The organism is Clostridium sp. cel8, from assembly GCF_014050525.1.
GTDB lineage: Bacteria > Bacillota > Clostridia > Clostridiales > Clostridiaceae > Clostridium_B.
Genome location: NZ_JACGAG010000002.1, coordinates 187,719 through 211,158 on the forward strand (window position 1 = coordinate 187,719; position 23,440 = coordinate 211,158).

The 23,440-nt window shown below is 29.6% G+C and carries 20 protein-coding genes; 5 read left to right on the forward strand and 15 right to left on the reverse strand.

Annotation, left to right across the window (positions count from 1 at the left end):
* Nucleotides 1-55: 55 nt before the first annotated feature.
* Entirely contained in the window at nt 56-841 is a 786-nt protein-coding gene (gene yaaA, locus H2684_RS03045) for a peroxide stress protein YaaA (protein ID WP_182087886.1), read from the reverse strand.
* 167 nt (nt 842-1,008) lie between these two features.
* Between yaaA and H2684_RS03050 the strand changes: the two genes are divergently transcribed.
* Entirely contained in the window at nt 1,009-1,392 is a 384-nt protein-coding gene (locus H2684_RS03050; RefSeq protein ID WP_182087887.1) for a NusG domain II-containing protein, read from the forward strand.
* Between the two features lie 16 nt (nt 1,393-1,408).
* Entirely contained in the window at nt 1,409-1,930 is a 522-nt protein-coding gene (locus H2684_RS03055; RefSeq protein ID WP_182087888.1) for a Gx transporter family protein, read from the forward strand.
* Between the two features lie 59 nt (nt 1,931-1,989).
* Here the strand turns inward: H2684_RS03055 and rnfB are convergent, their stop codons facing one another.
* The 8 genes from rnfB to H2684_RS03095 form a co-directional block, all read right to left on the reverse strand.
* Nucleotides 1,990-2,850: an RnfABCDGE type electron transport complex subunit B gene (rnfB, locus tag H2684_RS03060; RefSeq protein ID WP_182087889.1), complete on the reverse strand. Its 861-nt coding sequence runs from the start codon at nt 2,848-2,850 to the stop codon at nt 1,990-1,992.
* A 29-nt stretch (nt 2,851-2,879) separates the two neighbouring features.
* Nucleotides 2,880-3,458: an RnfABCDGE type electron transport complex subunit A gene (locus H2684_RS03065; RefSeq protein WP_182087890.1), complete on the reverse strand. Its 579-nt coding sequence runs from the start codon at nt 3,456-3,458 to the stop codon at nt 2,880-2,882.
* Nucleotides 3,458-4,078 carry an electron transport complex subunit RsxE gene (gene rsxE / locus H2684_RS03070; RefSeq protein WP_182088051.1) on the reverse strand — a complete coding sequence of 207 codons (621 nt, stop codon included), beginning with the start codon at nt 4,076-4,078 and terminating at the stop codon, nt 3,458-3,460. The genes H2684_RS03065 and rsxE overlap by 1 nt, the downstream gene beginning before the upstream one ends.
* A gap of 32 nt (nt 4,079-4,110) precedes the next feature.
* A complete protein-coding gene (locus H2684_RS03075; RefSeq protein WP_182087891.1) occupies nt 4,111-4,662 on the reverse strand; it encodes an RnfABCDGE type electron transport complex subunit G in 552 nt (183 codons plus the stop codon).
* Between the two features lie 4 nt (nt 4,663-4,666).
* Nucleotides 4,667-5,665: an RnfABCDGE type electron transport complex subunit D gene (locus tag H2684_RS03080; RefSeq protein ID WP_182087892.1), complete on the reverse strand. Its 999-nt coding sequence runs from the start codon at nt 5,663-5,665 to the stop codon at nt 4,667-4,669.
* Between the two features lie 21 nt (nt 5,666-5,686).
* Nucleotides 5,687-7,009: an electron transport complex subunit RsxC gene (rsxC, locus tag H2684_RS03085; protein WP_182087893.1), complete on the reverse strand. Its 1,323-nt coding sequence runs from the start codon at nt 7,007-7,009 to the stop codon at nt 5,687-5,689.
* A gap of 121 nt (nt 7,010-7,130) precedes the next feature.
* Nucleotides 7,131-7,544 (reverse strand): SoxR reducing system RseC family protein, encoded by a 414-nt coding sequence (locus H2684_RS03090; RefSeq protein WP_182087894.1) that lies wholly within the window; start codon nt 7,542-7,544, stop codon nt 7,131-7,133.
* 1,289 nt (nt 7,545-8,833) lie between these two features.
* Entirely contained in the window at nt 8,834-9,940 is a 1,107-nt protein-coding gene (locus H2684_RS03095) for a D-alanyl-D-alanine carboxypeptidase family protein (protein ID WP_182087895.1), read from the reverse strand.
* 186 nt (nt 9,941-10,126) lie between these two features.
* On the opposite strand from H2684_RS03095, the gene H2684_RS03100 reads away from it, so the two are divergent.
* Entirely contained in the window at nt 10,127-10,684 is a 558-nt protein-coding gene (locus tag H2684_RS03100) for a DUF2953 domain-containing protein (RefSeq protein WP_182087896.1), read from the forward strand.
* A 40-nt stretch (nt 10,685-10,724) separates the two neighbouring features.
* Entirely contained in the window at nt 10,725-11,177 is a 453-nt protein-coding gene (ytfJ, locus tag H2684_RS03105) for a GerW family sporulation protein (RefSeq protein ID WP_182087897.1), read from the forward strand.
* Nucleotides 11,178-11,286: 109 nt separating this feature from the next.
* Here the strand turns inward: ytfJ and H2684_RS03110 are convergent, their stop codons facing one another.
* From H2684_RS03110 to argF, 6 genes are all read right to left on the reverse strand, one after another.
* The gene (locus H2684_RS03110) at nt 11,287-12,393 is read right to left on the reverse strand and encodes an amidase domain-containing protein (RefSeq protein WP_182087898.1); all 1,107 of its coding nucleotides are present in this window, start codon (nt 12,391-12,393) and stop codon (nt 11,287-11,289) included.
* Between the two features lie 79 nt (nt 12,394-12,472).
* Nucleotides 12,473-13,369 carry a M15 family metallopeptidase gene (locus H2684_RS03115; protein ID WP_182087899.1) on the reverse strand — a complete coding sequence of 299 codons (897 nt, stop codon included), beginning with the start codon at nt 13,367-13,369 and terminating at the stop codon, nt 12,473-12,475.
* Nucleotides 13,370-13,478: 109 nt separating this feature from the next.
* Nucleotides 13,479-15,521 carry a methyl-accepting chemotaxis protein gene (locus H2684_RS03120; protein ID WP_182087900.1) on the reverse strand — a complete coding sequence of 681 codons (2,043 nt, stop codon included), beginning with the start codon at nt 15,519-15,521 and terminating at the stop codon, nt 13,479-13,481.
* Between the two features lie 225 nt (nt 15,522-15,746).
* A complete protein-coding gene (gene carB / locus H2684_RS03125; protein ID WP_182087901.1) occupies nt 15,747-18,935 on the reverse strand; it encodes a carbamoyl-phosphate synthase (glutamine-hydrolyzing) large subunit in 3,189 nt (1,062 codons plus the stop codon).
* An 18-nt stretch (nt 18,936-18,953) separates the two neighbouring features.
* Nucleotides 18,954-20,024, reverse strand: coding sequence for a glutamine-hydrolyzing carbamoyl-phosphate synthase small subunit (carA, locus tag H2684_RS03130; RefSeq protein ID WP_182087902.1), 1,071 nt, complete (start codon nt 20,022-20,024; stop codon nt 18,954-18,956).
* 14 nt (nt 20,025-20,038) lie between these two features.
* Nucleotides 20,039-21,046, reverse strand: coding sequence for an ornithine carbamoyltransferase (argF, locus tag H2684_RS03135; RefSeq protein ID WP_182088052.1), 1,008 nt, complete (start codon nt 21,044-21,046; stop codon nt 20,039-20,041).
* A gap of 362 nt (nt 21,047-21,408) precedes the next feature.
* Between argF and H2684_RS03140 the strand changes: the two genes are divergently transcribed.
* Nucleotides 21,409-23,412, forward strand: coding sequence for an FAD-dependent oxidoreductase (locus tag H2684_RS03140; RefSeq protein WP_182087903.1), 2,004 nt, complete (start codon nt 21,409-21,411; stop codon nt 23,410-23,412).
* Nucleotides 23,413-23,440 lie beyond the last annotated feature (28 nt).

Below are 23,440 nucleotides of genomic sequence, written 5' to 3' on the forward strand. Positions count from 1 at the left end.
TTTTTTATTATAATTATAGCACAAATGATAATATTTACTATATTTTTTTATTAATTTAATATTTTTTACAAAAAAATTCGTCTTTTATAAATACCCAATCTGTATCAGTAGACATTTTTTCATTGTATTTATAATCAACATCAAAACTTTTTATATTTTCCATATCTTCTACAAAATTTTCTGTCATATATCTAACAAAGCTTCCCCTTGCTCTCTTTGCATTAAAAGGTACTACTTTGTACCTTCCGTTTCTGTATTCTTTAAATACTATATTTATGACTCTAGCTTTAAGTTTATCTAAATCTATTGCCTTTACATACTCCTTAGATGCTAAATTAATTATAAATTTATCTTTCTGTTCTTTTATCTCCTCATTAAAATAGGCTGTTATCTTATCCTTCCAAAAGTCATAAAGATCATTTCCCTTTGAATTTTTCAATTTAATACTCATCTCTAATCTATATGGTTGTATAATATCTAGTGGCCTTAAAACCCCATATAACCCTGATATAATCCTTAAATGCTTATTCATAAAATTCAATTGTTCATTGTTCAATGTTTCTGAATCTATCTTCTTATATACATCTCCATTGTATAATGAAATAGCTTGTTTTGAGTTTGACAGTTTATGATTTTCATCCCATTTGTCATATCTAACTACATTCAATTCTGATAATCTATCACTTATATTCATCAAAGAAGCTATTTGAGATGGATCATATTTTCTTAGCTCATTTATCAATTCTTTTCCTTCATCTTTAAATATAGGAACTGTATATTTATTTGTATTAATACTTTTATTCGGATTCATACTTTTAGCTGAAGAAATTATCCATATCATATATATCATTTTCCTTTCCTTAATTAAATTTTAATTTATGTTACAATTATAACCTATAGGTTCTATAGAATACACAAAAGTAAAATCCATTAATTAGGTTATTTATCATTGTAACTTAATTTGTATTGTAGTAAAATTTTATATGATACCATAGGGGGATAAATTACATGAAAAAAGTAGATAAAATTATAGTTACAATTATAGCTTTATTAATACTATCAAGTATAGCAGGAGTATTTATATACATAAATCATTTTAAAGGAACAGAAAAAATAGCAATAATAAAGCAGAATACAAAAGTCATAAAAACTATAGATTTAAATAAAATAGATAAACCAGAAGAATTTACTATAAAATTCAATAATACAAACTACAATAAAATAAGAGTTGAAAAGGGAAGAATATGTATAATAGATGCTGATTGTCCTAATAAAATATGTGTAAAAAGCGGTTGGATTTCAAAATCTGGAGAAACAATAGTATGTCTTCCTCATAAACTTCAAATAGAAATAGAAGGAACCAATGAAAATTATGACAATATCGCTAGATGAATGGTAGGCTATTATTATGCATAATAATAAAATAAGAAAAATGATTTTTTTAAGTTTCATGACAAGCATAGCTCTTGTAATATATGTATTAGAGGCTCAAATCCCAGTAATATTTCCTGGTATAAAACTTGGACTTGCAAATATGATTTCACTTGCTGCCCTAATTCTTCTTGGTTGGAAAGAATCTCTTATAATAATGTTTTTAAGAACCCTTTTAGGATCTATTTTTGGTGGCAGTATGTCAGCTTTTATATTCAGCATTACTGGTGGCATATTGAGCAATATAGTAATGATTTTACTATATAAATATTTTAAAAACTCAATAAGCATATGGGTTATAAGTATATGTGGAGCTATATTTCACAATATTGGACAACTCTTAGCTGCTTCAATTATAATTCAGAATTTTAGAATATACATCTATCTTCCTATACTTTTAATATCCGCTGTTATCACTGGTTATTTCATAGGTCTATGCACAAATTTTTTAACTAGCCATATTAAGAAAATACCTGTATTTAAAGATATAAGAAAATAGCCAAAGACGGCCTCTATAAAACATATAGTGGTCGTCTTTAGCTATCCCTTTGAATAAAATTAATTATTGGCAGCTGCTTCTTGTTTACTTTTTTCTTGCTCATTTAAACCTTTTAGTATATATTTAATTGCACCAGTTGGACATTTAGTAAGACACTTTTCTTCAGAACATTCATTTATACAGATATTAGCATCAACTACAGCTAAATTATTTTCAATTTTAATTGCATTGTGATCACAATTTCTAGCACACAATCCACATCCAAGACATCCAACTTTACAATTTTTACGCACTTTTGCTCCCTTATCTTTAGAGTTACATTCAACTTCAACTTTTGCACCTACAGGTATAAGAGAAATAACGTTCTTAGGACATACACTTTCACATTTACCACATCCTGTACATAACTCTGTATCTATCCAAGGTAATCCATTTTCCCCCATCATCATAGCATCAAAAGGACAATTTTTTACACAAGTACCAAATCCTATACAACCATACTCACAGGATTTAGGTCCACCTTGAATAAGGCTTGCAGCAGTACAATCCTTAACTCCTACATAATCATATTTTCTAGATGCATTTTGTGGAGTTCCCTTGCACATAACATGAGCAACCTTAGGTTCAACCACTTCTGCTTGTTTTCCAGTTAATCTAGCTACAGCTTCTGCAACCGGTGCTTTTCCTGGAACACACAAATTAGGCTTAACATCTTTATCTAAAACAACTGCTTCTGCATAAGCTCTACATCCTGCATAACCACATCCTCCACACTGTCCCTTTGGAAGCTCATCTTCTACCAAATCTATAAGCGGATTTGATTCAATTGCAAATCTCTTGTTTGCATAACCAAGTACAAGTCCAAATATCAAGCCTGTAGCTGTCATTACAATCAAAGCCAAAATTGCTATCTTTAACATTTAAAAATCCCCTTTCTATACAGATACCATTATATCGATATCATTCCTGAAAATCCTAGGAAAGCAAGTGCAAGCATTCCAGCCAAAATAAATGCAATTCCAAGTCCTTGAAGAGGCTTAGGCACATCTGCTAATCTCAATTTTTCTCTAAGACTTGCCATTAAAATTATAGCAAGTGCAAAACCCATACCTCCACCAACTGCATTAACTACACTCATTAAAAATCCATAATTTGAATCTACATTTATAAGTGGTACTGAAAGAACGATACAGTTAGTTGCAATTAATAGTAGATAAATTCCCCACATATTATAAAGTGCTGGCGCTTCTTTCTTTATTATCATTTCAAGCAATTGTACAAAACTTGCTATTAAAAGTACAAATACAACAGTCTTTAAAAATGTCAATCCAAGAGGAACAAGTACAAAATGATATATAAGCCATGCAAATATTGAACTAAGTGTCAAAACTGAAGTAACAGCCATCCCCATACCAATAGATGCATTTAAATTTTTTGAAACTCCAAAGAAGATACATAATCCTAAAAATCTTGTTAAAACAAAATTATTTATAAGTACAGAACTTATAAACAATGTAAGATAAGCCATTACATTTCACCTCTTCTCATTTTCAACTTCTCTTGATGTTGATTATAAACTTTTACTATAGCAACTAGGTATCCAATAAGTATAAAACCACCTGGAGGTAGTATCATAATAAGAGCTGGATTATACCAAGAACCTAAAATTTTTAAACCAAATATGGAACCCATTCCAAAGAACTCACGAATACTACCAATTATTACAAGTGCAATACAAAATCCAGTTCCCATACCTAGTCCATCAAGGAAAGAAGGTACTATTGAATTTTTAGACGCAAATGTTTCTGCACGAGCAAGTATAATTGCAAATACAACTACTAATGCAAGATATATTCCTAGCGCCTTGTATAAAAGAGGTGCAACTGCTTGAAGTACAAGCTCTACCATAGTAACAATTGTTGCTATAGATGTGATATAAACAGGAACACGAACTTTTGGATTTACAAAGTTTCTTATTATAGAAACAACAGTATTATTTGCAGTTATAACAAACATCACACAAAATCCCATTGTAAGCGATGTAATTGCTTCTCCTGTTACTGCTAGTGCTGGACAAAGACTAAGGGCAAGTACAAAAATAGGATTTTCCATGATTAATCCCCTTTTAAATATCTCCCAAAGTTCCATACCTGTATATTTTTTTACACTCTTATTCATGTTTATTTACCTCCCACATATTTATTCACTTCATCTACTGCTGCTTTAACTCCTTTTGTAACAGCTCTTGAAGTTATAGTGGCACCTGTCATAGCTTGAATGTCATCTTTATCAGATTTATCTTTGGTAACTTTTAAATTATTTGAACTTTTACCTGCAAATTGGTCCTTAAATGATGGTTCTGATGCATTAGCTCCTAAACCTGGCGTTTCATTATGGGATACAACACTAAAATCTATGACTTTTCCATCTTGGCTAACTGCTACTAATAAAGTTATTTTTCCTCCATAACCTTTGCTTTCTGATGGAACTATATAACCAATTGTCTTACTTCCTTTCTGTGCAGAATACCAATCAGTCTTTCCGCTTACAGGTTTAAAATCATCTGCATTTTTTATCAATTCCTTCATAGAATCATTCTTTAATTGAACCTGTTTTTTTGCAGCCACTGGAGCTGTGAAATAATACGTAGTTGCAATTACAATTCCAGATATAAAGCAGGCACAAGCCAAATTCTTAGCAACGCTAAAAATAGAAAATTTATCCTTTGCCATAAAATTACCTCCCTGCATCTTCAGCAAATTTTTTAGGTTGGGTGAAACGATCAATTAATGGAGTAGCTGCATTCATTAAAAGTATTGAATAACAAACTCCTTCTGGATATCCGCCTTTGAGTCTTATAAGTGTTGTAAGCATACCAGCACCAATTGCAAAAATGATTTGCCCTTTAACAGTTATAGGTATAGTAACCATATCCGTAGCCATAAAAAACGATCCTATTATAAGCCCACCTGCCATCATATGAAATATAGGATCTCCTGTAAATGCACCACTTGGTCCAAATATCCATGTTAGTATTCCAACAGTTCCTATCATAACAACTGGAACTTGCCAGTTTATATAATGCTTGTATATAAGATATACTCCACCTAAAACAAGCAATATAGTTGAAGTTTCACCTATACATCCATTCCTATTTCCTATGAGCAATGCCTTGTACATATTCCCTGTGTTTCCAAAAGTTTCAACTAGTTTTGAGTAGCCCTGCATTTTTAGGATTCCAAGTGGAGTTGCAGAAGATACAACATCTACACTAGTTGTCATCTTAGTCCAAGTTGTCATTGCTGCTGGCCAAGAAGCCATAAGAGCTGCTCTTCCTATATGAGCTGGGTTAAATGCATTATGTCCAAGTCCACCCATTGATTGCTTTACTATAACAATTGCTATAAATGAGCCAACTGCTATCATATAAGGGGGGAGTTTAGGAGATACAGACATAGCAAGCAAAAGTCCAGTTAAAAATGCACTGCCATCTTTTATACTTATAGGTTTATGTCTCACCTTTTCTACAAAAACTTCTGATAAGATAGCTGCAATTATACTAGTTACAATTATTTTAAATGCAGGCATACCAAAATGATAAACTCCAAATATAGCTGCTGGAGCAAGTGCTATATTTACACTCCACATTATTTTAGATATAGATTCATCACATCGTATATGTGGTGATGCTGAAACAGTAAATGTTTCTTTCTGGGCTAATTTTACCTCTGCCATTTTATCACAACCTCTCTTCCATCATTTTGCAGCCTTTGCTTCAGCTGCATTTTTAGCTTTGCAATATTTTATATACTGAACAATATTCCTTTTAGCAGGACATGTATATACGCAAGATCCGCATTCAATACAATCAAGAAGATTGTAATCTTCTTTAGCCTCTTTATATAGGTCATTTTCTCCAAGTATGCTCAACATACTAGGATTCAGCCCCATTGGACAAGCATTTATACATCGTCCACATCTTATACAGGCAGATTCGGTTTCATAATTTATATCACTTTTAGTTAGTGCAAGTATACCAGAAGTTCCTTTAATTACAGGTACATCCAAATTATATTGTGCAGCTCCCATCATAGGTCCTCCCATTATTATCTTAGCAGGCTTTTCTGAGAATCCACCGCAAAACTTAATAACATCTTCAAATTTCGTACCTATCCTTACTAAAATATTTTTAGGTTCTTTTATTGCTCTACCACTTACAGTAGTTATCCTCTGAATCAATGGAATTCCTCTTTCAACAGCATCACTTATTGCTATAACAGTTCCTACATTTTGAACTACAGCACCAACATCTACTGGCAATCCTCCAGATGGTACTTCCCTTCCTGTTATCACTTTAATAAGCATCTTTTCTGCTCCTTGAGGATATTTTGTAGGTAGTCCTACTACTTCAATATCAGTTCCTGAAAACGCTTTTTTCATACTTTCTATTGCATCTGGTTTATTATCTTCAATACCAATATAAGCTTTTTTAGGTTTTAACACTTTCATAACTATTTTTACGCCGCTAACTATTTTATCTTGATATTCAAGCATAGCTCTATGGTCAGCAGTAAGATATGGTTCGCACTCTGCCGCATTTAAAATAAATACATCAACTGTCTTGCCTTTTGGAGGAGATAACTTTACATGAGTTGGAAAAGTTGCTCCTCCCATTCCAACAATTCCATTTTCTTTTATTATATTTATAATTTCATCTTCACTTAGATCTTCAAAATTGCGAATTAGAGGAATTCCTTCCATCCATTCATCTTTTCCATCATTTTTAATAACTATTGACTTACACATTCCAAATCCACTATGAGGGTACATTCCAATATCCACTACCTCTCCTGAGATGGATGAATGTATATTACTTGATACAAATCCAGCACTTTTAGCAATTAATTGACCTTTTTTAACTAAATCTCCTTTTTTTACAATAGGAGAGGCAGGAGCTCCTATATGCTGTCTAACAGGTATAAATACTTTATCTGGTATAGGTGCCATTTCAATAGATTTGCTTGCTGTATATTTTTTACTTCCATCAGGATGGACTCCACCTTTAAAACTTTTTATCACTTATAACACCTCTTTCAATAAATTTTATTACAGAAAAAATCCTGTAACAAAATATTAATTATTTATATTGAATTATAGAAATAGACTTTATTATTTCCATAATAGAATATTAAATTAATAGTTATAAAATACTTTTTATAACAGGTTTTACAGAATCATCTTTAGCAGCAGACTTGTCAAAAATCTTTATATAGACAAGTGACAAAATAAATAATATTGCACCTCCAATTACTTGAAATAACATTAAATTACCTCCAACACTCTTACCTATCCATGTACCTAAAAGAGCCCCTAAAAATATCCCAATAAGGGGTAATATATATACAACAAAAGCTGCTTTCAGCATATGACTTTCTTCTACCACAAACTTAACATGTTGCCCTGGTTTTGCTCCAACAGGATTTCTCGCATTAATTACAGAAGCTGCAGCTCCTGGACATGCACCACAATTTTCACAATCAGCATGATTGCTAGTCCTAACTTTTGCAATATTACCATTTACCTCAATTACAATTCCGGAAGTTTCATTTTTCATTTTATTTCACCTCCATTGATATAGTATCGTTTTCAATAAATAATTGGAATTTCTATTTATTACATATAATTATATCACAAATCAGTGAATTGTCATTCTGTATTATTAACTTTTTTATCCTGTACTAATGATTTTTCTGATAAAATATTCTCAAAGATAGATAATATACAAATTTTCATTAGAATTCTAATCCTTATTTCAAAACTATTATTATTTATTATTTTCAAGACTATATATAAAAAAGATCAATGCATTAATTATATAGCCATATAATATTATATGTTTATATGGCTAATACATTGATATATTTAGTAAAAATAAACTATATAATTAAAATTTTTATATTTATATATCTACACAGTTTAGGAGAGTTTGTTAATTTTTAGTCATATTTTAGTTTCCTAATATCCATTTTCAGTCTATTATATTAAAATAAAATATCTTTTAATTTGATACACCTTAATACATTTTATTCTATTATATAATATTTATTCCTTTACAATTTTTTCTAAGCAAAGTAATTTTAAGTTAAAAGCGTTGATGTTCTGAAGGCTGTTATACAATTTAATTTAATCTGTTATAGTGAAATTTAAAATTCTTAATTTACACCTTTTTTATTCACTTTTAATATTTAAAACTTTATTTTTAATATAAGTCTTCATCATAGTTTGTTAAAAAATGTAAATGTTTTATTAAAATCTACTATGATTAACTTTATACAATTATTAAAAAATATGATATAATAATTGATAAATTTTACAATATTTCAAAAGGTGATATTATGAAAAAACAAGAAAAAATTTTTTTGAAAATATATGCAAATACTGCATAAAAAATTATACTATATCAAATAGCTCTCCTATAATATCTTCACTGATACATGAAATTTGCAATTTTTTAGATATTGATTCTATAGCTGTACGCGGAGTAATCACCATAAACATAAATGAGAATTTAAGTAGGAGTTTTGCACATTGTTTCAACTTATGCAATGGAGTTATTGTAGATTCAACTATATATGAATACGCACTTATAAATAATAATCTAAAACACCTTATCCCCCTTTATGTTGTTGAAAATATTCCTTATAACATAGACTACATAGTACAAGATGAACTTCCTAAAAATCAACAATTCAAATTTTCTAAAAAATTTTTAAAGGATACACTTGATAAAATTCAATCTACAGATAACATCTATCTTAATAGATTTAATTTAATTGAAGACTCTAAAAAACAAAACCTATTTTTTTGCAGGTAGCTTAAAAATGTATAAATTAATTCACAACATTAATTGAAAAATGGTATTCTTATAAGTTTTTTAACTTTTACACTATTTCCAGCTTCAAGAGAACTTGTGTATATTTTCTTTCCATCTTTGTATACACATATCTTCCCTATTTTGTCACCTTTTTTTACGTTTGTTGTTATCTTTTGGGGTTTTATAATCTTAGATATATACCTATCTGTTGAAGTTACAGGTATAACAATATCCTCTGTATATTTTAATTTTAATTTCTTATTATTTAAGTTCATCTCCATTGCAATATCTCCCTTTGAAAAAAGCTTTTTAAACGTATATTTTTCCTCTACATATTTATCTATCTTTTTAGTTTCATTCCATCTTTCTGGACAGTTCAAAACTACTATAATAACATCATTTCCTTCTACATTTACAGATGTTACAAGACACTTACCTGCATTCCCAGTATATCCTGTCTTTATTCCATTTGAATTTGGAATTTGCCATAATATCTTATTTATATTGTGATAACTTCTTGTAAACCCATTTTCGCTATTATCTATATCTTTTGAACTCACAATCTTTCTAAATATCTTGTTTTCTTTTGCCTTACTTGCCATTAAAGCAAGATCATATGCTGTGCAATAATGTTCTTCACTATCAAGTCCATGAGGGGATTCAAAATGAGTGTTAAGCACACCTATTTCACTTGCATACTCGTTCATAAGCTTTACAAACTCTTCTACACTCCCACTTACACCTTCTGCAATAGCTATTGCAGCATCATTTCCTGAACGCATCATAAGTCCACATAAAAGTTCTTTTAATTTTACCTTTTCCCCTTCTTTATATCCTACTGTAGAACCCTTTATATTAGCAGATCTTTTAGATATTTCTACTTCTTTATCCAAATTTCCATATTTCAATGCCACAAGCGATGTCATAATCTTTGTAGTACTTGCCATAGGAACAAGTTCATATGCACTTTTTTCATATAGCACTACTTTTGACTTACTATCCATGGCAATTGCACATCTTGCATTTATATAAGGTGTTTTATCTTTTTCATCTGCCATTACATCTACCGTGAATATATTAATCAAAATCATAAATGTTATTAAAAATGAGAAGTACTTTTTTAAATTTTTGATCATATTCTTTCCTCCTGTAGCTAAATTTAATAATTTTAGAACATTTCCTTTTAATATCTTTTACTTAAATAATTAAATTAACCTAAAAATTAATGGAATATAAGTATATTAATTTACATTAAGGTCATAATTAGTATATAAATGAACTTAAAGGAGGAACTGATTACTCTTCACTAAACATTTCAAATTGTGATCAGAATCTATATGACTATTTTTTTTATTATAGTAACGTGCATTTTTATACTTATGTTTCTTCCTATACCAATAAAAATTCATATAGGCTATAAAAATAAAAAATTTCACATACTTCTTTTAAACACAGACATATTAAAGAAATTTGCATCTGAAAAATACAAATCTAATTTTGAAAATAATAAATCCAATAGTAATACCATTGATAAATTTAAAAAAATATTGGGAGTTATAGATCCTATATTAAAGATAAATCCTAAATCCAAATTAAACATAGATATAAACATATCATATGGTTTAGATGATGCTGCAGCTACAGCAATATTATACGGTGTACTTAACTCATTGATTCCTCAATTGTTTACAGTTATATCAAATTTTTTTAGACTTGAAAAGCGAGAAGTGAGCATAACTCCTGATTTTAATAAAACTGATTTAAAAGTGGAAGTCAATTGTATAATTTATATAAGTTTTGCAAAACTTATTTATGTAATTGTAATACTAATCATAGAAACATCAAGGTTTAAAACTGGGTCAGAGTCAAGTAAAACTTAAGCTATTATAAAAACAATAAACATATAAGGAAGTGATTTTAATGGATGGTCATCCTATAGAAAATTTATTAAAAAGCACTATGGAAAATTTAAAAGATATGATAGATGTGAATACCATAGTTGGTAATGCTGTAGAATCAAAAGATGGATCATTAATAGTTCCAATATCAAAGGTTTCATTTGGATTTGCTTCTGGTGGAAGTGAATTCAATTCAAATGTTAAAAATGAATCCAAACCAAACTATCCTTTCGGTGGAGGTTCTGGAGCAGGTGTCACAGTTAAACCGGTTGCATTTTTAGTTACTAAGGGAGATTCATTAAGACTTTTGTCTTTAGATCAAAACAATACTTATGATAAAATAATAGATTCCATACCTCAAGTAATGGACTATGTAAAGGAAATGGTATGTGATAAAAAATGCAAAAAAGATAAAAAGAAAATATCTAAAGAAAAACCTGAACCTGAAAAAGACGATTTTGCATCAGGTATTTAAATTATAGGTATCAAAAACAAATTCTAAGAAAAAATTAAAGGGGCTGTCGCATTAGCATAAAAAAATTTGCTAACGCGACAGCCCCTTTAATTTATCCAAAGTACTAATTTTAATAATTAACTCTTATAATCCAAAACTTTATATTTTTATCATTCCATCCAAGATCCCATGGAACTTTATCTCTATCTGTATTATGACAAGTAACTAGAGGATATCCTTTGGAGTCAAGTCCTGTAACCATTGATATATGAGTTATATCGCCTTTCTTTTCATAAGCTATAAAATCTCCTGGAAGCAATTTATAAGCTGCTTTATACACCTTTTCATAACTTCCATATGCAATGGCATATCCTCTTCCACTGTATATCATATAGTTTTTAAATCCATCTGCATTGAGCCATGCTCTCGTAGCTCCACTTTTATCATAATTCCAAGCAGAATTTTTTTTAAATTTAGCACCTTCAAAAAGTATTTGTGAGGCAAAGTTTGCACAATCTCCACCTTGATAGTTATAATTTCTATATTTCCTATTATAGCTGCATCCATACTTTTCTTCAGATGCTAATCCACAGTACCTATCAGCATATTCGATAGCGGATTTTCTTCTTTTATCAATATTTGATAAGTCTTTTTTATTTTGTGATAATATATATTGTTTTATAGAATCAATTTTTAAATTGTTTATTTTAAGTGAATCTGCAAAAGGATCTTTATACCACTCTTTTGTTATAATCCACTTATTATCCCTTTTCATAATATTTAGAACATGAGATGTTCCTATTCTAAAGACATTTATTTTCTTTGGACTATCTATATAACTGTATCTATACTGAGTAGAACAGTTTAAATTTACTAAAAGTTCTCCATCACTTCTTTGTCTTACCTTTAACATCATGATCTTTGGAACTATATCTATAAATTTTATACCCTGTTTTTCTTCCCAGTTCCTAATATATTCCATCTTCTTTTCTTCATATTCATAAGCCCATATACCATATTTAGTATCCTTGTCATATATATCCTCAAGAAGTTTCAGATCTCCATCTAATATTGCCTTATTCCTATTGACAAATATTTGCTCAATGGCATTTTTAACTTCATCTTCATTATATGTTTCAACTGCACATACTTTAAATGTTAATATATTTATTATTAAAGAAACTAATATAACTGCATTTATAAAGCAAATATATTTCTTGTTTAAAAGAAATTTCATGGCAATATCCCTACCTCAACAAAATTTATTTGTTCAATAAATATTATCTCCAATTAATCACAAATTGAGTCTGTAAATTCTACCCAATTAACTTATTAATTTTATCTATATATTTTTTAACTGTTTTATCTTTATATGGTGCTCCATCATACCACTTCACGTTGTTATTTTGTTTATTTCCAAAATATCTAGCTTTAAAAATTATTTCTGGTCTGTATTCAAAATGCAAGATGTCAAAATGACTCCATTTTCCACCCCAAACAAAATTATTTTTCTCAAAGATTTTAACAAGCTCCTTTGGATATGATTTTATTCTACTGCTACCTTCAGATTTATCTACCCATTTCCAATAATCCCTTCTATCTCTAGCAAGATCTATAGCTATAGCAAAAGAATGTGGGCTTCTTAAATTAGTCCCAGATATATTTCTATAGTTAAATGTTCCACTGAAGGGAAATAGACAACTTGATATATTGGGATTTTTCTTGGACATTGCTTCTTTTATAGCTTTTTCAAGAGATTTAGAAGCATCATTATTACCATTAAATTGAAATTTTCTATATCCCACATCTGCCATTTTTAGATTTGACTCTACCTCACTTTTAGAATTTCCATATACTTCATTTAAAATTTCATATACTCTAAGTCTTCCTGGATCCACATCCTTATCCATAACCTTATCAATGGAATTTAATGGATACACCTGCTCCATCATATCTTGTATATCTGTATTAAAAAGCTTTTCATTAAATTCTTTCTTTTTCTTATCATCATAAATTATTTTTTTTCCAGACTTCATAATAAGGTATACATTTCCTTTATCGTCTTTCTCTAAATCTTTAATGTACCCTGGATATGCCATCATAATACAGAGTATATCCTGCTTCATAGTCACATTATAACTATTTACAGTTTTAGCACATACATCACTTGGCAATAACAACGTAAAAAAAAGTATAAGCACTATTTTCTTCATGGCTTCAACTCCTCACTTAAATATATGTATTTTAGAAATACAAAATTTTAAGATTATCTTTCACCATAATAATAATACTTATACTTTAAATTCAAATATTTAATTGGAACTATATATTAAATTTTTCAATTATATTTTTTAAAGTAGCTACACTATTTTTATTTTCTGAAGCAGTTGATTTTACATTTTTAAGCTTACTATATATAGTACTATTTTTTTCAGATATGCTCTGTATTCCAGTTGCACCATCAGCCACATTTTGTGCTATTTCATTTACTGCTTTAGTTATTCCATCAATAGATGCATTTAATTCTTCAGCTAAAGCACTAAAATCAGTCATAAAATTATTTACAGTATCCGAATCTTTGCTATATTGAATAGAAATACGTGCCATCTTTCTGTAATCATCATAAACTGTATCTTGAATAAAATTCAATATAGCATTTGAACTTTTAACTAAATTTTTGACTGAACCTTCAACTACACTTACTATGCCCTTTATGTTATTAGCTGTCCTACTAGATCCTTCTGCAAGTTTTCCTACTTCATCTGCAACTACTGCAAATCCTTTTCCTGCCTTTCCTGCCCTTGCAGCCTCTATTGAAGCATTTAATGCAAGTAAATTAGTTTGTTCAGTTATATCAATTATAGCCTCTGTAAGTTCACCTATTTTATTTACAGCTTCACTATCTTTAATAGCCTTTTCCAAATTTTTCTTAACATCGTTATATATACCTTGAGCTTTAAGTTGCGAATTCTTTGAAGAATGCTTTAAATCCTCTGCTCTTTTTGCAATATCTTCAGAAGTCTGAAGTCCCTTTTCAACTTTGTCTACCATATTCTCTACTGCATTTGACATTTCTCCTGATGATGCTGCAATTTCTTCAGCTGTAGCAGAATTTTCCTGCATACCTGCAGATATATTTTCGCTTTCTTTTAAATTCTCGTCTAACTCTTTGCCTACTTCAGTTATAGTATCATTTAAAAATACTGCATTTCCATCTATTTTTTTTGATGTATTAGATAAATCTTCAGCAATTTTTGTAAATATAGATTTTATAGATAGTGCAGCTCTGTACATATCTCCTATTTCATCTTGTGAATTAGCTAAATAACTATATTCTTCAGATTCATTTAAATCTTTAAAATCCATCTTTGAAATTTTTTTAATAATAGATGTAATCTTACCTATTCCTTCTGTTATATTTCTTAATAAGAAATAGCCTACTATAGAAACTGCTATAGTGAAAATAATTATAATAAGTATAATTGTAAGAGTTATTTTCCTGGCATATGCAGTTATTCCATTTTTATCTGAAGACAATACAAAAGTCCAATTGAGCTTTGGAATAAGATTGCAATAAGCAAGTTTCGTTGCTCCATCATTTTCATATTCTATATAGTTATCATCAGTTGATTTTCCACTTCTAATTTTATCTATAAAGTTTCTAACAACATAATTTTTTAATGATGTCCCTATACTTTTACTATCTGGATGAAACACTATATTATATTGTCCATCTAATAAGTATGCATAATTTCCACTAATATTGGATACTTTTAAATTTTGAAAAGGCTTAGCTAAAGTTTTAGCAACAACTGCAGATGCTGCATATCCATACACATTTCCATTGACTTTAATTGGGCTTGTAACTATTATTACCTTAGCTCCTGTAGCTTTTGAAATCATAATTCCACTAACCGAGCTGTTTCCTTTTAATGTATCTTCATTATACTTTTTATCTAATACTGTAGTGTTTAGTAAATTACTATCACTGTCAGCTATTATTTTACCGGTTCTATCTACAACAAATGCATGTTCAAGATTTCCCTGAGCTTTAACATATTTTGCAAGTTCCAAATTAACTGATTTTGCAGAACTTTTGTATTTAGCAGAATTATAGTATTTTTCCCTTAGATATGCTAAATCATAAATTGACTTTTTCTCCGAAAGCCCCTTCATTTTAATAATTTCTTTATCTATCATATTCTCTAGAGTGTCAGCATAACTATTTGCTAACGATTTCATCTCTTCTTTACTTGAATTATAAAGATTTGATGATGTTTCATAATAAATTACACTAGATACCAATATCATAGTAGCTAACATAATTACCCCTATAAGAAGTGATATTTTTTTCTTTAATGTCATTTTGTTTTCCTCCCCATTAAACTTTTATATTTATTGTTAATATTAACAATTACTTTCTATTAATTATATCGTATAATTTCATTAAAAATATAGTGTTTCATTAAAAACTTTAATCTAAGTAAATTAGGATCATTTTATCTCAACGAGAAAAACGATCCTAACATATCAAAATAATAAATATATCTTTTCTTTAGCTTTTACCAAGTAAGTAAATAGATGTTTTTCTTAAGCCAAATATTCCTTCATTGATCTATAATCCACCTTTTCATTGTTTTTTTCTATTTCAATACAATATCTATAAACCTCTGCAGTATCAAGACAAGTAAATAAAATAATATCATGCAAAAGAGCTGCTTGTCTTAATTTAAATCCATAAGTTCCACTTTCATAACCTACTGTTACTGTATTTATAACAATATCTATCTCTTTATTCTTTAATTTATCTATAGCATCCTTTATATTTATTTTATAACAATTTACACCATTATTCAATAGGAATTCATATGTTCCTTTAGATGCATAAATGTTAAATCCAAGTTGTTCATACTTTTTAACTATAGAACATGCTTCCTCTTTATCTCTATCATTTACTGAAACATACAAGTTACCCTTTTTATATATATTCATTCCGGCTGCTTTAAATGCCTTATATATAGCTTTCTTTCTGTCAAAATCTACTCCTAATACCTCTCCTGTTGACTTCATTTCAGGTCCTAGAACCGGATCAACTCCTGGAAGTTTCTTATTTGAAAATACAGGCATTTTTACTGCATTCATTTTGCTATATTTGTACATATCCTGTTTATATCCAAAATCTTTTATATTTTTTCCAAGCATTACTTCTACAGCTAATTTTACCATAGGTACATCTGTAACTTTACTTAATATAGGTACAGTTCTAGAAGCTCTAGGATTTACTTCTATTACATATACTTTTTCTCCATCGAAAGCATACTGTACATTCAAAAGTCCTACTACATTCAATGCCTTTGCTATTTTGGCTGTATATTCTTCTATTTTTTCAAGCACATCCTCTGACAAATTAAAGGATGGATATATTGCTATACTATCACCTGAGTGAACTCCTGTTCTTTCTACATGTTCCATTATACCTGGAATTATTATATCCCTGCCGTCTGAAATGGCATCCACTTCTATTTCTCTTCCAACTATATACTTATCTACAAGAACAGGATATTCCTTTGATAAATTTACTGCCTCTTTCAAGTACTTAGAAAGTTCATCTTCGTTATAAACTACCTTCATTGCCCTACCTCCTATTACATAGGAAGGCCTTACAATTACAGGATAACCTATTTTTTCAACTAGTGCATTTGCCTCTTCAAGACTTGTTACAGATCCACCTATAGGTGAACTTATATTTAATTTTTCAAGAAGTACTCTAAATTTTTCTCTATCTTCAGCTAAATCTATGGATTCAAATGAAGTTCCAAGAATTTTAACTTTTCTATCATTTAATTTTTTAGCAAGATTAAGTGCAGTCTGACCTCCAAATTGTACTATTACACCATCTACTTCTTCCTCATTTATAACATTCATTACATCATCTATATAAAGAGGATCAAAATAAAGTTTATCTGAAGTATCAAAATCAGTACTTACTGTTTCTGGGTTATTATTTATAATAATTGCTTCAAGTCCAGCATCTTTTATTGCCCAAACTCCATTTACACAACAATAATCAAATTCTATTCCCTGCCCAATTCTTATAGGTCCGGAACCAATAACTAATATCTTTTTATTATTTGAAATTGCATTGTCACTTTCTAAATCATAGCATGAATAATAATAAGATGTTTTAGCTTCAAATTCTCCGCTACAAGTATCAACCATTTTATAAACTGATTTTATACCATTTATCTCTCTAAGATTTCTTAAATCATCTAGTTTCATTCCTATTAATTTGCATATATATTCCTCTGTAAATCCCATCATCTCAGCCTGCTGTATAGTTTCTACATTTGGAACATTTTCTATTAATTTATTTTCCATATTAACTATATTCTCTATTCCATGTATAAACCACTTATCTATTTTAGTCATTTCATTAATTTTATCTACATCAATTCCCCTTCTTAAAGCTTCTGCAATGGCAAACAATCTTTCATCATCATGATCCATAATTTTTTTCAGTACGCTTTCTGTATCCATATCTTCAAACTTGTCAAGACTTAATCCTATTATCTTTCCCTCTAAACTTATTAAGGCTTTTAAAAGTGCACTTTCAAAATTTCTATCTATTGCCATTACTTCTCCAGTAGCTTTCATTTGGGTTTGAAGAGTTCTATCTGCACTCTCAAATTTATCAAAAGGCCACTTAGGTATTTTCACTACACAATAATCAAGAGCTGGTTCAAATAATGCACTGGAATTTCCTGTAACATAATTTTTAAGTTCATCTAAGGTATAACCAATTGCTATTTTAGCAGCTATTTTAGCTATTGGATATCCTGCAGCTTTAGATGCTAAGGCACTTGATCTACTAACTCTCGGATTAACTTCTATAACCTTATAATTATTACTTTTTGGGTCAAGTGCAAATTGTATATTACATCCACCTTCTATTTTTAAAGTTCTTATTATCTTAATGGCAGACCTTCTAAGCATCTGATATTCCCTATCTGTAAGTGTCTGAGAAGGTGCAACTACTATACTATCTCCTGTATGTATCCCAACAGGATCTATATTTTCCATATTGCAGACAACCATACAATTATCTTTTTTATCTCTCATTATTTCATATTCTAGCTCTTTCCACCCAGATAGACTCTCCTCAAGAAGAATTTGAGTTATAGGACTTTCTTCAAGCCCATTTTTACATATATCAATATATTCATCATAATTGTGGGCAATACCTCCTCCAGTACCACCTAAAGTATAGGCTGGCCTTATTATTATAGGAAGATTAACCTTATCTAAGAAATCTATACACTCTTTTAAGTTAGTAGCAATAGTTCCAAGTGCTATAGGCTCATTTATATTTTCCATTAAATTTTTAAAACTCTCTCTATCCTCTGCATTTTTAATTGACTCAACTTTTATTCCAAGCAGTTCTACTTTATATTTTTTTAGTATACCAAGCTTGTACAATTTCATTGCAAGATTTAAAGCCGTTTGACCTCCAAAACCTGCAAGAATACCGTCTGGCCTTTCCTTTTGAATTATCTTTTCTACAGCTTCTACTGTAATAGGCTCTATATAAGTCTTATCTGCAATATTTTTATCAGTCATTATAGTCGCTGGATTGCTATTTATAAGGACTGTTTCTATTCCCTCACTTCTAATTGCTTCACAAGCTTGTGTACCTGAATAATCAAATTCCGCAGCTTGACCTATTATTATAGGACCTGATCCTATAATTAAAATCTTTTTCAAGCCTTTTTTTAATGGCATTTTATCACTTCTCCTCACTTATTTTAATAAAGTCATAAATTTTAAAAATTTATCAAATAAATATGATGTATCCGTAGGTCCTGGTGACCCTTCAGGATGAAATTGCACTGAAAATACAGGAAGCTTTTTATGTTTTATTCCTTCTACAGTGTTGTCATTTAAATTTATATGAGTTACAACAATTTCATTTTTATTCAAGCTATTTTCTCTAACTGCATATCCGTGATTTTGAGAAGTTATATAAGCCTTATCTCTGTCCACGTCATACACACCATGATTTCCACCTCTATGCCCAAATTTCATTTTGTAAGTATCCCCACCAAATGCAAGACTCATGAGCTGATGTCCAAGGCATATTCCAAAAACCGGTATATTAGAAGTTACAATCTTTTTTATAGTTGGCATTATATCCTTCATATCTTTTGGATCTCCTGGACCATTCGATAATATTATTCCGTCGGGATTGATTTTCATTATCTTATCATAAGAAGCATTATATGGGAAAATAGTTATATCACACTTTCTATCCACTAAATTTCTTATTATATCTTTTTTTGATCCAAAATCAATTAATGCAACTTTAAATCCAACTCCATCTATATGTTTTATTTCCTTTGTACTAACCTGTTCAACTAAATTGCTATAATTATATGAATTTAGAATTTTCCTTATTTCATATATAGATTCATTTTCACTACAAATTACACATTTCATTGTACCTTTCGATCTTATTTTCTTTGTTATACTTCTAGTATCAACACCGCATATTCCAACTACTTCATTTTCAATTAAAAAATTTTCAAAACTATTTTCACTTAAATAGTGTGAAGTATCATTATATCTATTTTTTACTACAATTCCCTTTGCCTGAATTTCATCAGATTGACTTACTTTATAATTTATTCCATAGTTACCTATATAGGGATAGCACATATTTATTATTTGTCCCCTATACGAGGGATCTGTAAGTATTTCCTGATATCCTGTCATTGAAGTATTAAATACTAATTCACCTACAGTTATACCTTTTTTACCTATGGCTTTTCCCATAAATACAGTTCCATCTTCTAAATACAAAATAGAATTCATATTATACCCTCTTTCTAAATATCGCAATTTCCAAGAGTTGCAACCATTACAGCTTTTATAGTGTGTAGTCTATTTTCAGCTTCTGAAAACACTATAGAATTTTCACTTTCAAACACTTCATCTGTTACTTCAATAGAATCAAGCCCAAATTTATCATATATTTCTTTTCCAATAGTAGTATTTAAATCATGAAAAGAAGGAAGACAGTGCATGAATTTCACTTCAGCATTTTCAGTCATATTCAGTAATTTTTTATTTACTTGGTATGGAAGTAACATATTTATTCTACTTTTCCATAACTCTTCAGGTTCTCCCATAGATAGCCATACATCTGTATATACTACATCTGCACCTTTAATATTTTCAGCTATGTTATCACTTATAACTATACTTCCTCCAGATTTATCAGCTTCACCCTTACAGTAGCTGATGGCATCCTTACTTGGAAACAACTTCTTTGGTGTAATTATTTTAAATTTCATTCCTACTTTTGAAGCACCTATCATAAGTGCATTTGCCACATTATTTCTCCCATCACCTATATACACAAAATTAACCTTATCAAGAGGCTTTTTAACATTCTCTTGAATAGTAAGAAAATCTGCAAGAACTTGAGTTGGATGATCTTCATCTGTAAGCCCATTCCATACAGGAACTTTTGAGTATTTTGCAAGTATATCAACATTTTTTTGTGAAAATCCTCTATATTCTATTCCATCAAACATTCTACCAAGCACTCTAGCAGTATCTTTTAAAGATTCACCTGTTCCAATATGACTCTGAGAGGAATTTATATATGTTACATTTGCTCCCATATCATGTGCACTTACTTCAAAAGCACATCTAGTTCTCAAAGATTCTTTTTCAAATATGAGTGCAATATTTTTATTTTCCAATCTCTTTTTTTGATTGGAGTTATATTTTTCTTCTTTCAATTTAGAAGCTAACTCTAGGAGAAAATTTATCTCATCTAGACTATAATCCTTAAGTGTTAAAAAACTCTTTCCCTTTAAATTCATAATATTAATCCTCCTAAACAATAATTTCTACTTTAAATTTAAATAAACCGAGCTAATATTTTTCTTATAATTATACATTTATATTTATAAAAATGCAATATAATATTAAAATACTTTTTTTATTTTATGTTTATTAACTCTAGTATATATCTTAATTAATATAAAAATACCTATATATTTCAATTCTAATTAAGGGTAATTTTTCAGTATATTAATTAATATTTTGGTATATTAATTAATATACTTGTAATAAAATTCCTTTAATAAAATTTTATACATACACTTGATAAATATATAACAAATATATATAATATATTTGTAAACATTTACTATAAATAACCTTATATATAAGGAGGTATATATAAATGAAAAGTAGTTCTCTATTTCAGCCCATAAAAATAGGTAGTATTGAAGTAAAAAATAAAATATCAATGGCACCTATGGGGGCATTTGGCCTTGTGGATAGCGATAGTTGCTATAATCAGCGAGCAATCGATTATTATGTGGAAAGAGCAAAAGGTGGAGTTGGACTTATAATAACAAGTATTACAAAAGTTGAAAATGAATTAGATCAAGTTGTACCTGGTATAATTCCTATAACATCAATAAATCCTGGAAGGTTTATAATGACATCATCTGAAATGACTGAAAGAGTTCATGCCTATGGTGCTAAAATATTTTTACAATTGACAATGGGATTTGGTAGAAGTGGTGCGCCAGGTGTACTTTTAACATCTCAACCTGTTTCTGCATCAGCTGTACCAAATTACTGGGATCCAACAGTTACCTGTCGTGAACTTACAACATCAGAAGTTGAATGGATAGTTTCAAAATTTGCTGAATCAGCATGTATTGCTAAAAAAGCAGGCTTTGATGGAGTAGAAATACACGCTGTACATGAAGGCTATTTACTTGATCAATTTACTCTTTCAATATTTAACAGGAGAACAGATAAATATGGTGGAGATTTAAGAGGTAGACTACAACTTCCTATAGAAATAGTTCAAGCTATAAAAGCTGCTGCTGGAAATGAATTCCCTGTTGGTCTTAGATACAGTGTTAAAAGTTGTATAAAAGACTGGAGGCAAGGTGGACTTCCAGATGAAGAATATATAGAAAAAGGTCGTGATCTCAAAGAAGGTATTGAAGCTGCAAAGATTTTAGAAGCTGCAGGATATGATGAATTAAACACAGACCTTGGAACATATGATGCATGGTATTGGTCACATCCACCTCTTTATCAAAAGGATGGACTCTATCTTCCATACACTAAAGAACTTAAGAAGGCTGTTAAAATTCCTGTTATAGTTGCTGGTAAACTAGGTATGCCAGACATAGCAGAAAAAGCTCTTGAAAGTGGTTCTGCAGATATGATAGGCCTTGGAAGACCACTCCTTACAGATCCATATTGGCCTAAAAAAGTTGTTTCAAATCAAATCAAAAGAATACGTCCTTGTATAGGATGTCATACAGGATGCTTAGGAAGAGGATTTGAAGGAAAGCCACTAAGCTGTGCAGTAAATCCTTCAAGTGGTAGAGAAAGACTATACGAAATAAAACCTGCATTAAAACCAAAAAATATAATGGTTGTAGGTGGTGGAATAGCTGGAATGGAAGCTGCAAGAGTAGCTGCTCTTAGAGGTCATAAAGTTACAATTTATGAGAAAAGTAATGAACTTGGTGGTGTAATAATTCCAGGATCTGTTCCAGATTTTAAAGTTGATGATAAACGACTTTTATCTTGGTATAGAAATGAGATGAAAGAACTTAATATTAATATAGAATTAAATACAACGGTTACCGAAGACATTGTAAATGAGAAAAAACCTGATACTGTAATTATTGCAACAGGTGGAAATGAGATTACTTTAAAAGTTCCTGGCATGGAAAAATCAAATGTTTTAAGTGCCATAGACGTCTTAAATGACAGTAGTAAAGCCGGTAATGACGTTATAATTGTAGGTGGAGGTCTTGTTGGATGTGAAACTGCACTCTATCTTTCAAAACAAGGTAAAAATGTAAAAATAGTTGAAGCAAAAGATGAAATTTTGAACTCTGGGAAACCTATCCCTCATATGAATAAAATTATGCTTATAGATCTTTTAAATAAACATAATATAAAATCATTTACAAATAGTTCTCTTATTGAAGTGACTGAAAAAGGTGCTATACTTATAAATGATAAATTCAAAAAACAAGAAATACCTGGAGATACTATAGTAATTTCAATTGGTTCAAAACCAAATAAAGACTTATATAATAAGCTTTATGGAAAAGTTGAAGACATTTATATAGTAGGTGACGCTTATAAAACAGGAAACATAATGGAAGCAATTTGGAGTGGAAATGAAATAGGTTTGAATTGTTAATAGATATAATTTAGGATGTTGCACTAAT

Coding starts and splice junctions, on each gene's coding strand:
- H2684_RS03065 (WP_182087890.1), bottom strand. CDS start 3,458: ATGGCTTATCTTACATTGTTTATAAGTTCTGTACTTATAAATAATTTT.
- H2684_RS03140 (WP_182087903.1), top strand. CDS start 21,409: ATGAAAAGTAGTTCTCTATTTCAGCCCATAAAAATAGGTAGTATTGAA.
- H2684_RS03075 (WP_182087891.1), bottom strand. CDS start 4,662: ATGGCAAAGGATAAATTTTCTATTTTTAGCGTTGCTAAGAATTTGGCT.
- rnfB (WP_182087889.1), bottom strand. CDS start 2,850: ATGTTAAAGATAGCAATTTTGGCTTTGATTGTAATGACAGCTACAGGC.
- yaaA (WP_182087886.1), bottom strand. CDS start 841: ATGATATGGATAATTTCTTCAGCTAAAAGTATGAATCCGAATAAAAGT.
- H2684_RS03080 (WP_182087892.1), bottom strand. CDS start 5,665: ATGGCAGAGGTAAAATTAGCCCAGAAAGAAACATTTACTGTTTCAGCA.
- H2684_RS03095 (WP_182087895.1), bottom strand. CDS start 9,940: ATGATCAAAAATTTAAAAAAGTACTTCTCATTTTTAATAACATTTATG.
- H2684_RS03050 (WP_182087887.1), top strand. CDS start 1,009: ATGAAAAAAGTAGATAAAATTATAGTTACAATTATAGCTTTATTAATA.
- rsxE (WP_182088051.1), bottom strand. CDS start 4,078: ATGGAACTTTGGGAGATATTTAAAAGGGGATTAATCATGGAAAATCCT.
- H2684_RS03090 (WP_182087894.1), bottom strand. CDS start 7,544: ATGAAAAATGAAACTTCCGGAATTGTAATTGAGGTAAATGGTAATATT.
- ytfJ (WP_182087897.1), top strand. CDS start 10,725: ATGGATGGTCATCCTATAGAAAATTTATTAAAAAGCACTATGGAAAAT.
- carB (WP_182087901.1), bottom strand. CDS start 18,935: ATGCCATTAAAAAAAGGCTTGAAAAAGATTTTAATTATAGGATCAGGT.
- carA (WP_182087902.1), bottom strand. CDS start 20,024: ATGAATTCTATTTTGTATTTAGAAGATGGAACTGTATTTATGGGAAAA.
- H2684_RS03115 (WP_182087899.1), bottom strand. CDS start 13,369: ATGAAGAAAATAGTGCTTATACTTTTTTTTACGTTGTTATTGCCAAGT.
- H2684_RS03120 (WP_182087900.1), bottom strand. CDS start 15,521: ATGACATTAAAGAAAAAAATATCACTTCTTATAGGGGTAATTATGTTA.
- H2684_RS03110 (WP_182087898.1), bottom strand. CDS start 12,393: ATGAAATTTCTTTTAAACAAGAAATATATTTGCTTTATAAATGCAGTT.
- H2684_RS03055 (WP_182087888.1), top strand. CDS start 1,409: ATGCATAATAATAAAATAAGAAAAATGATTTTTTTAAGTTTCATGACA.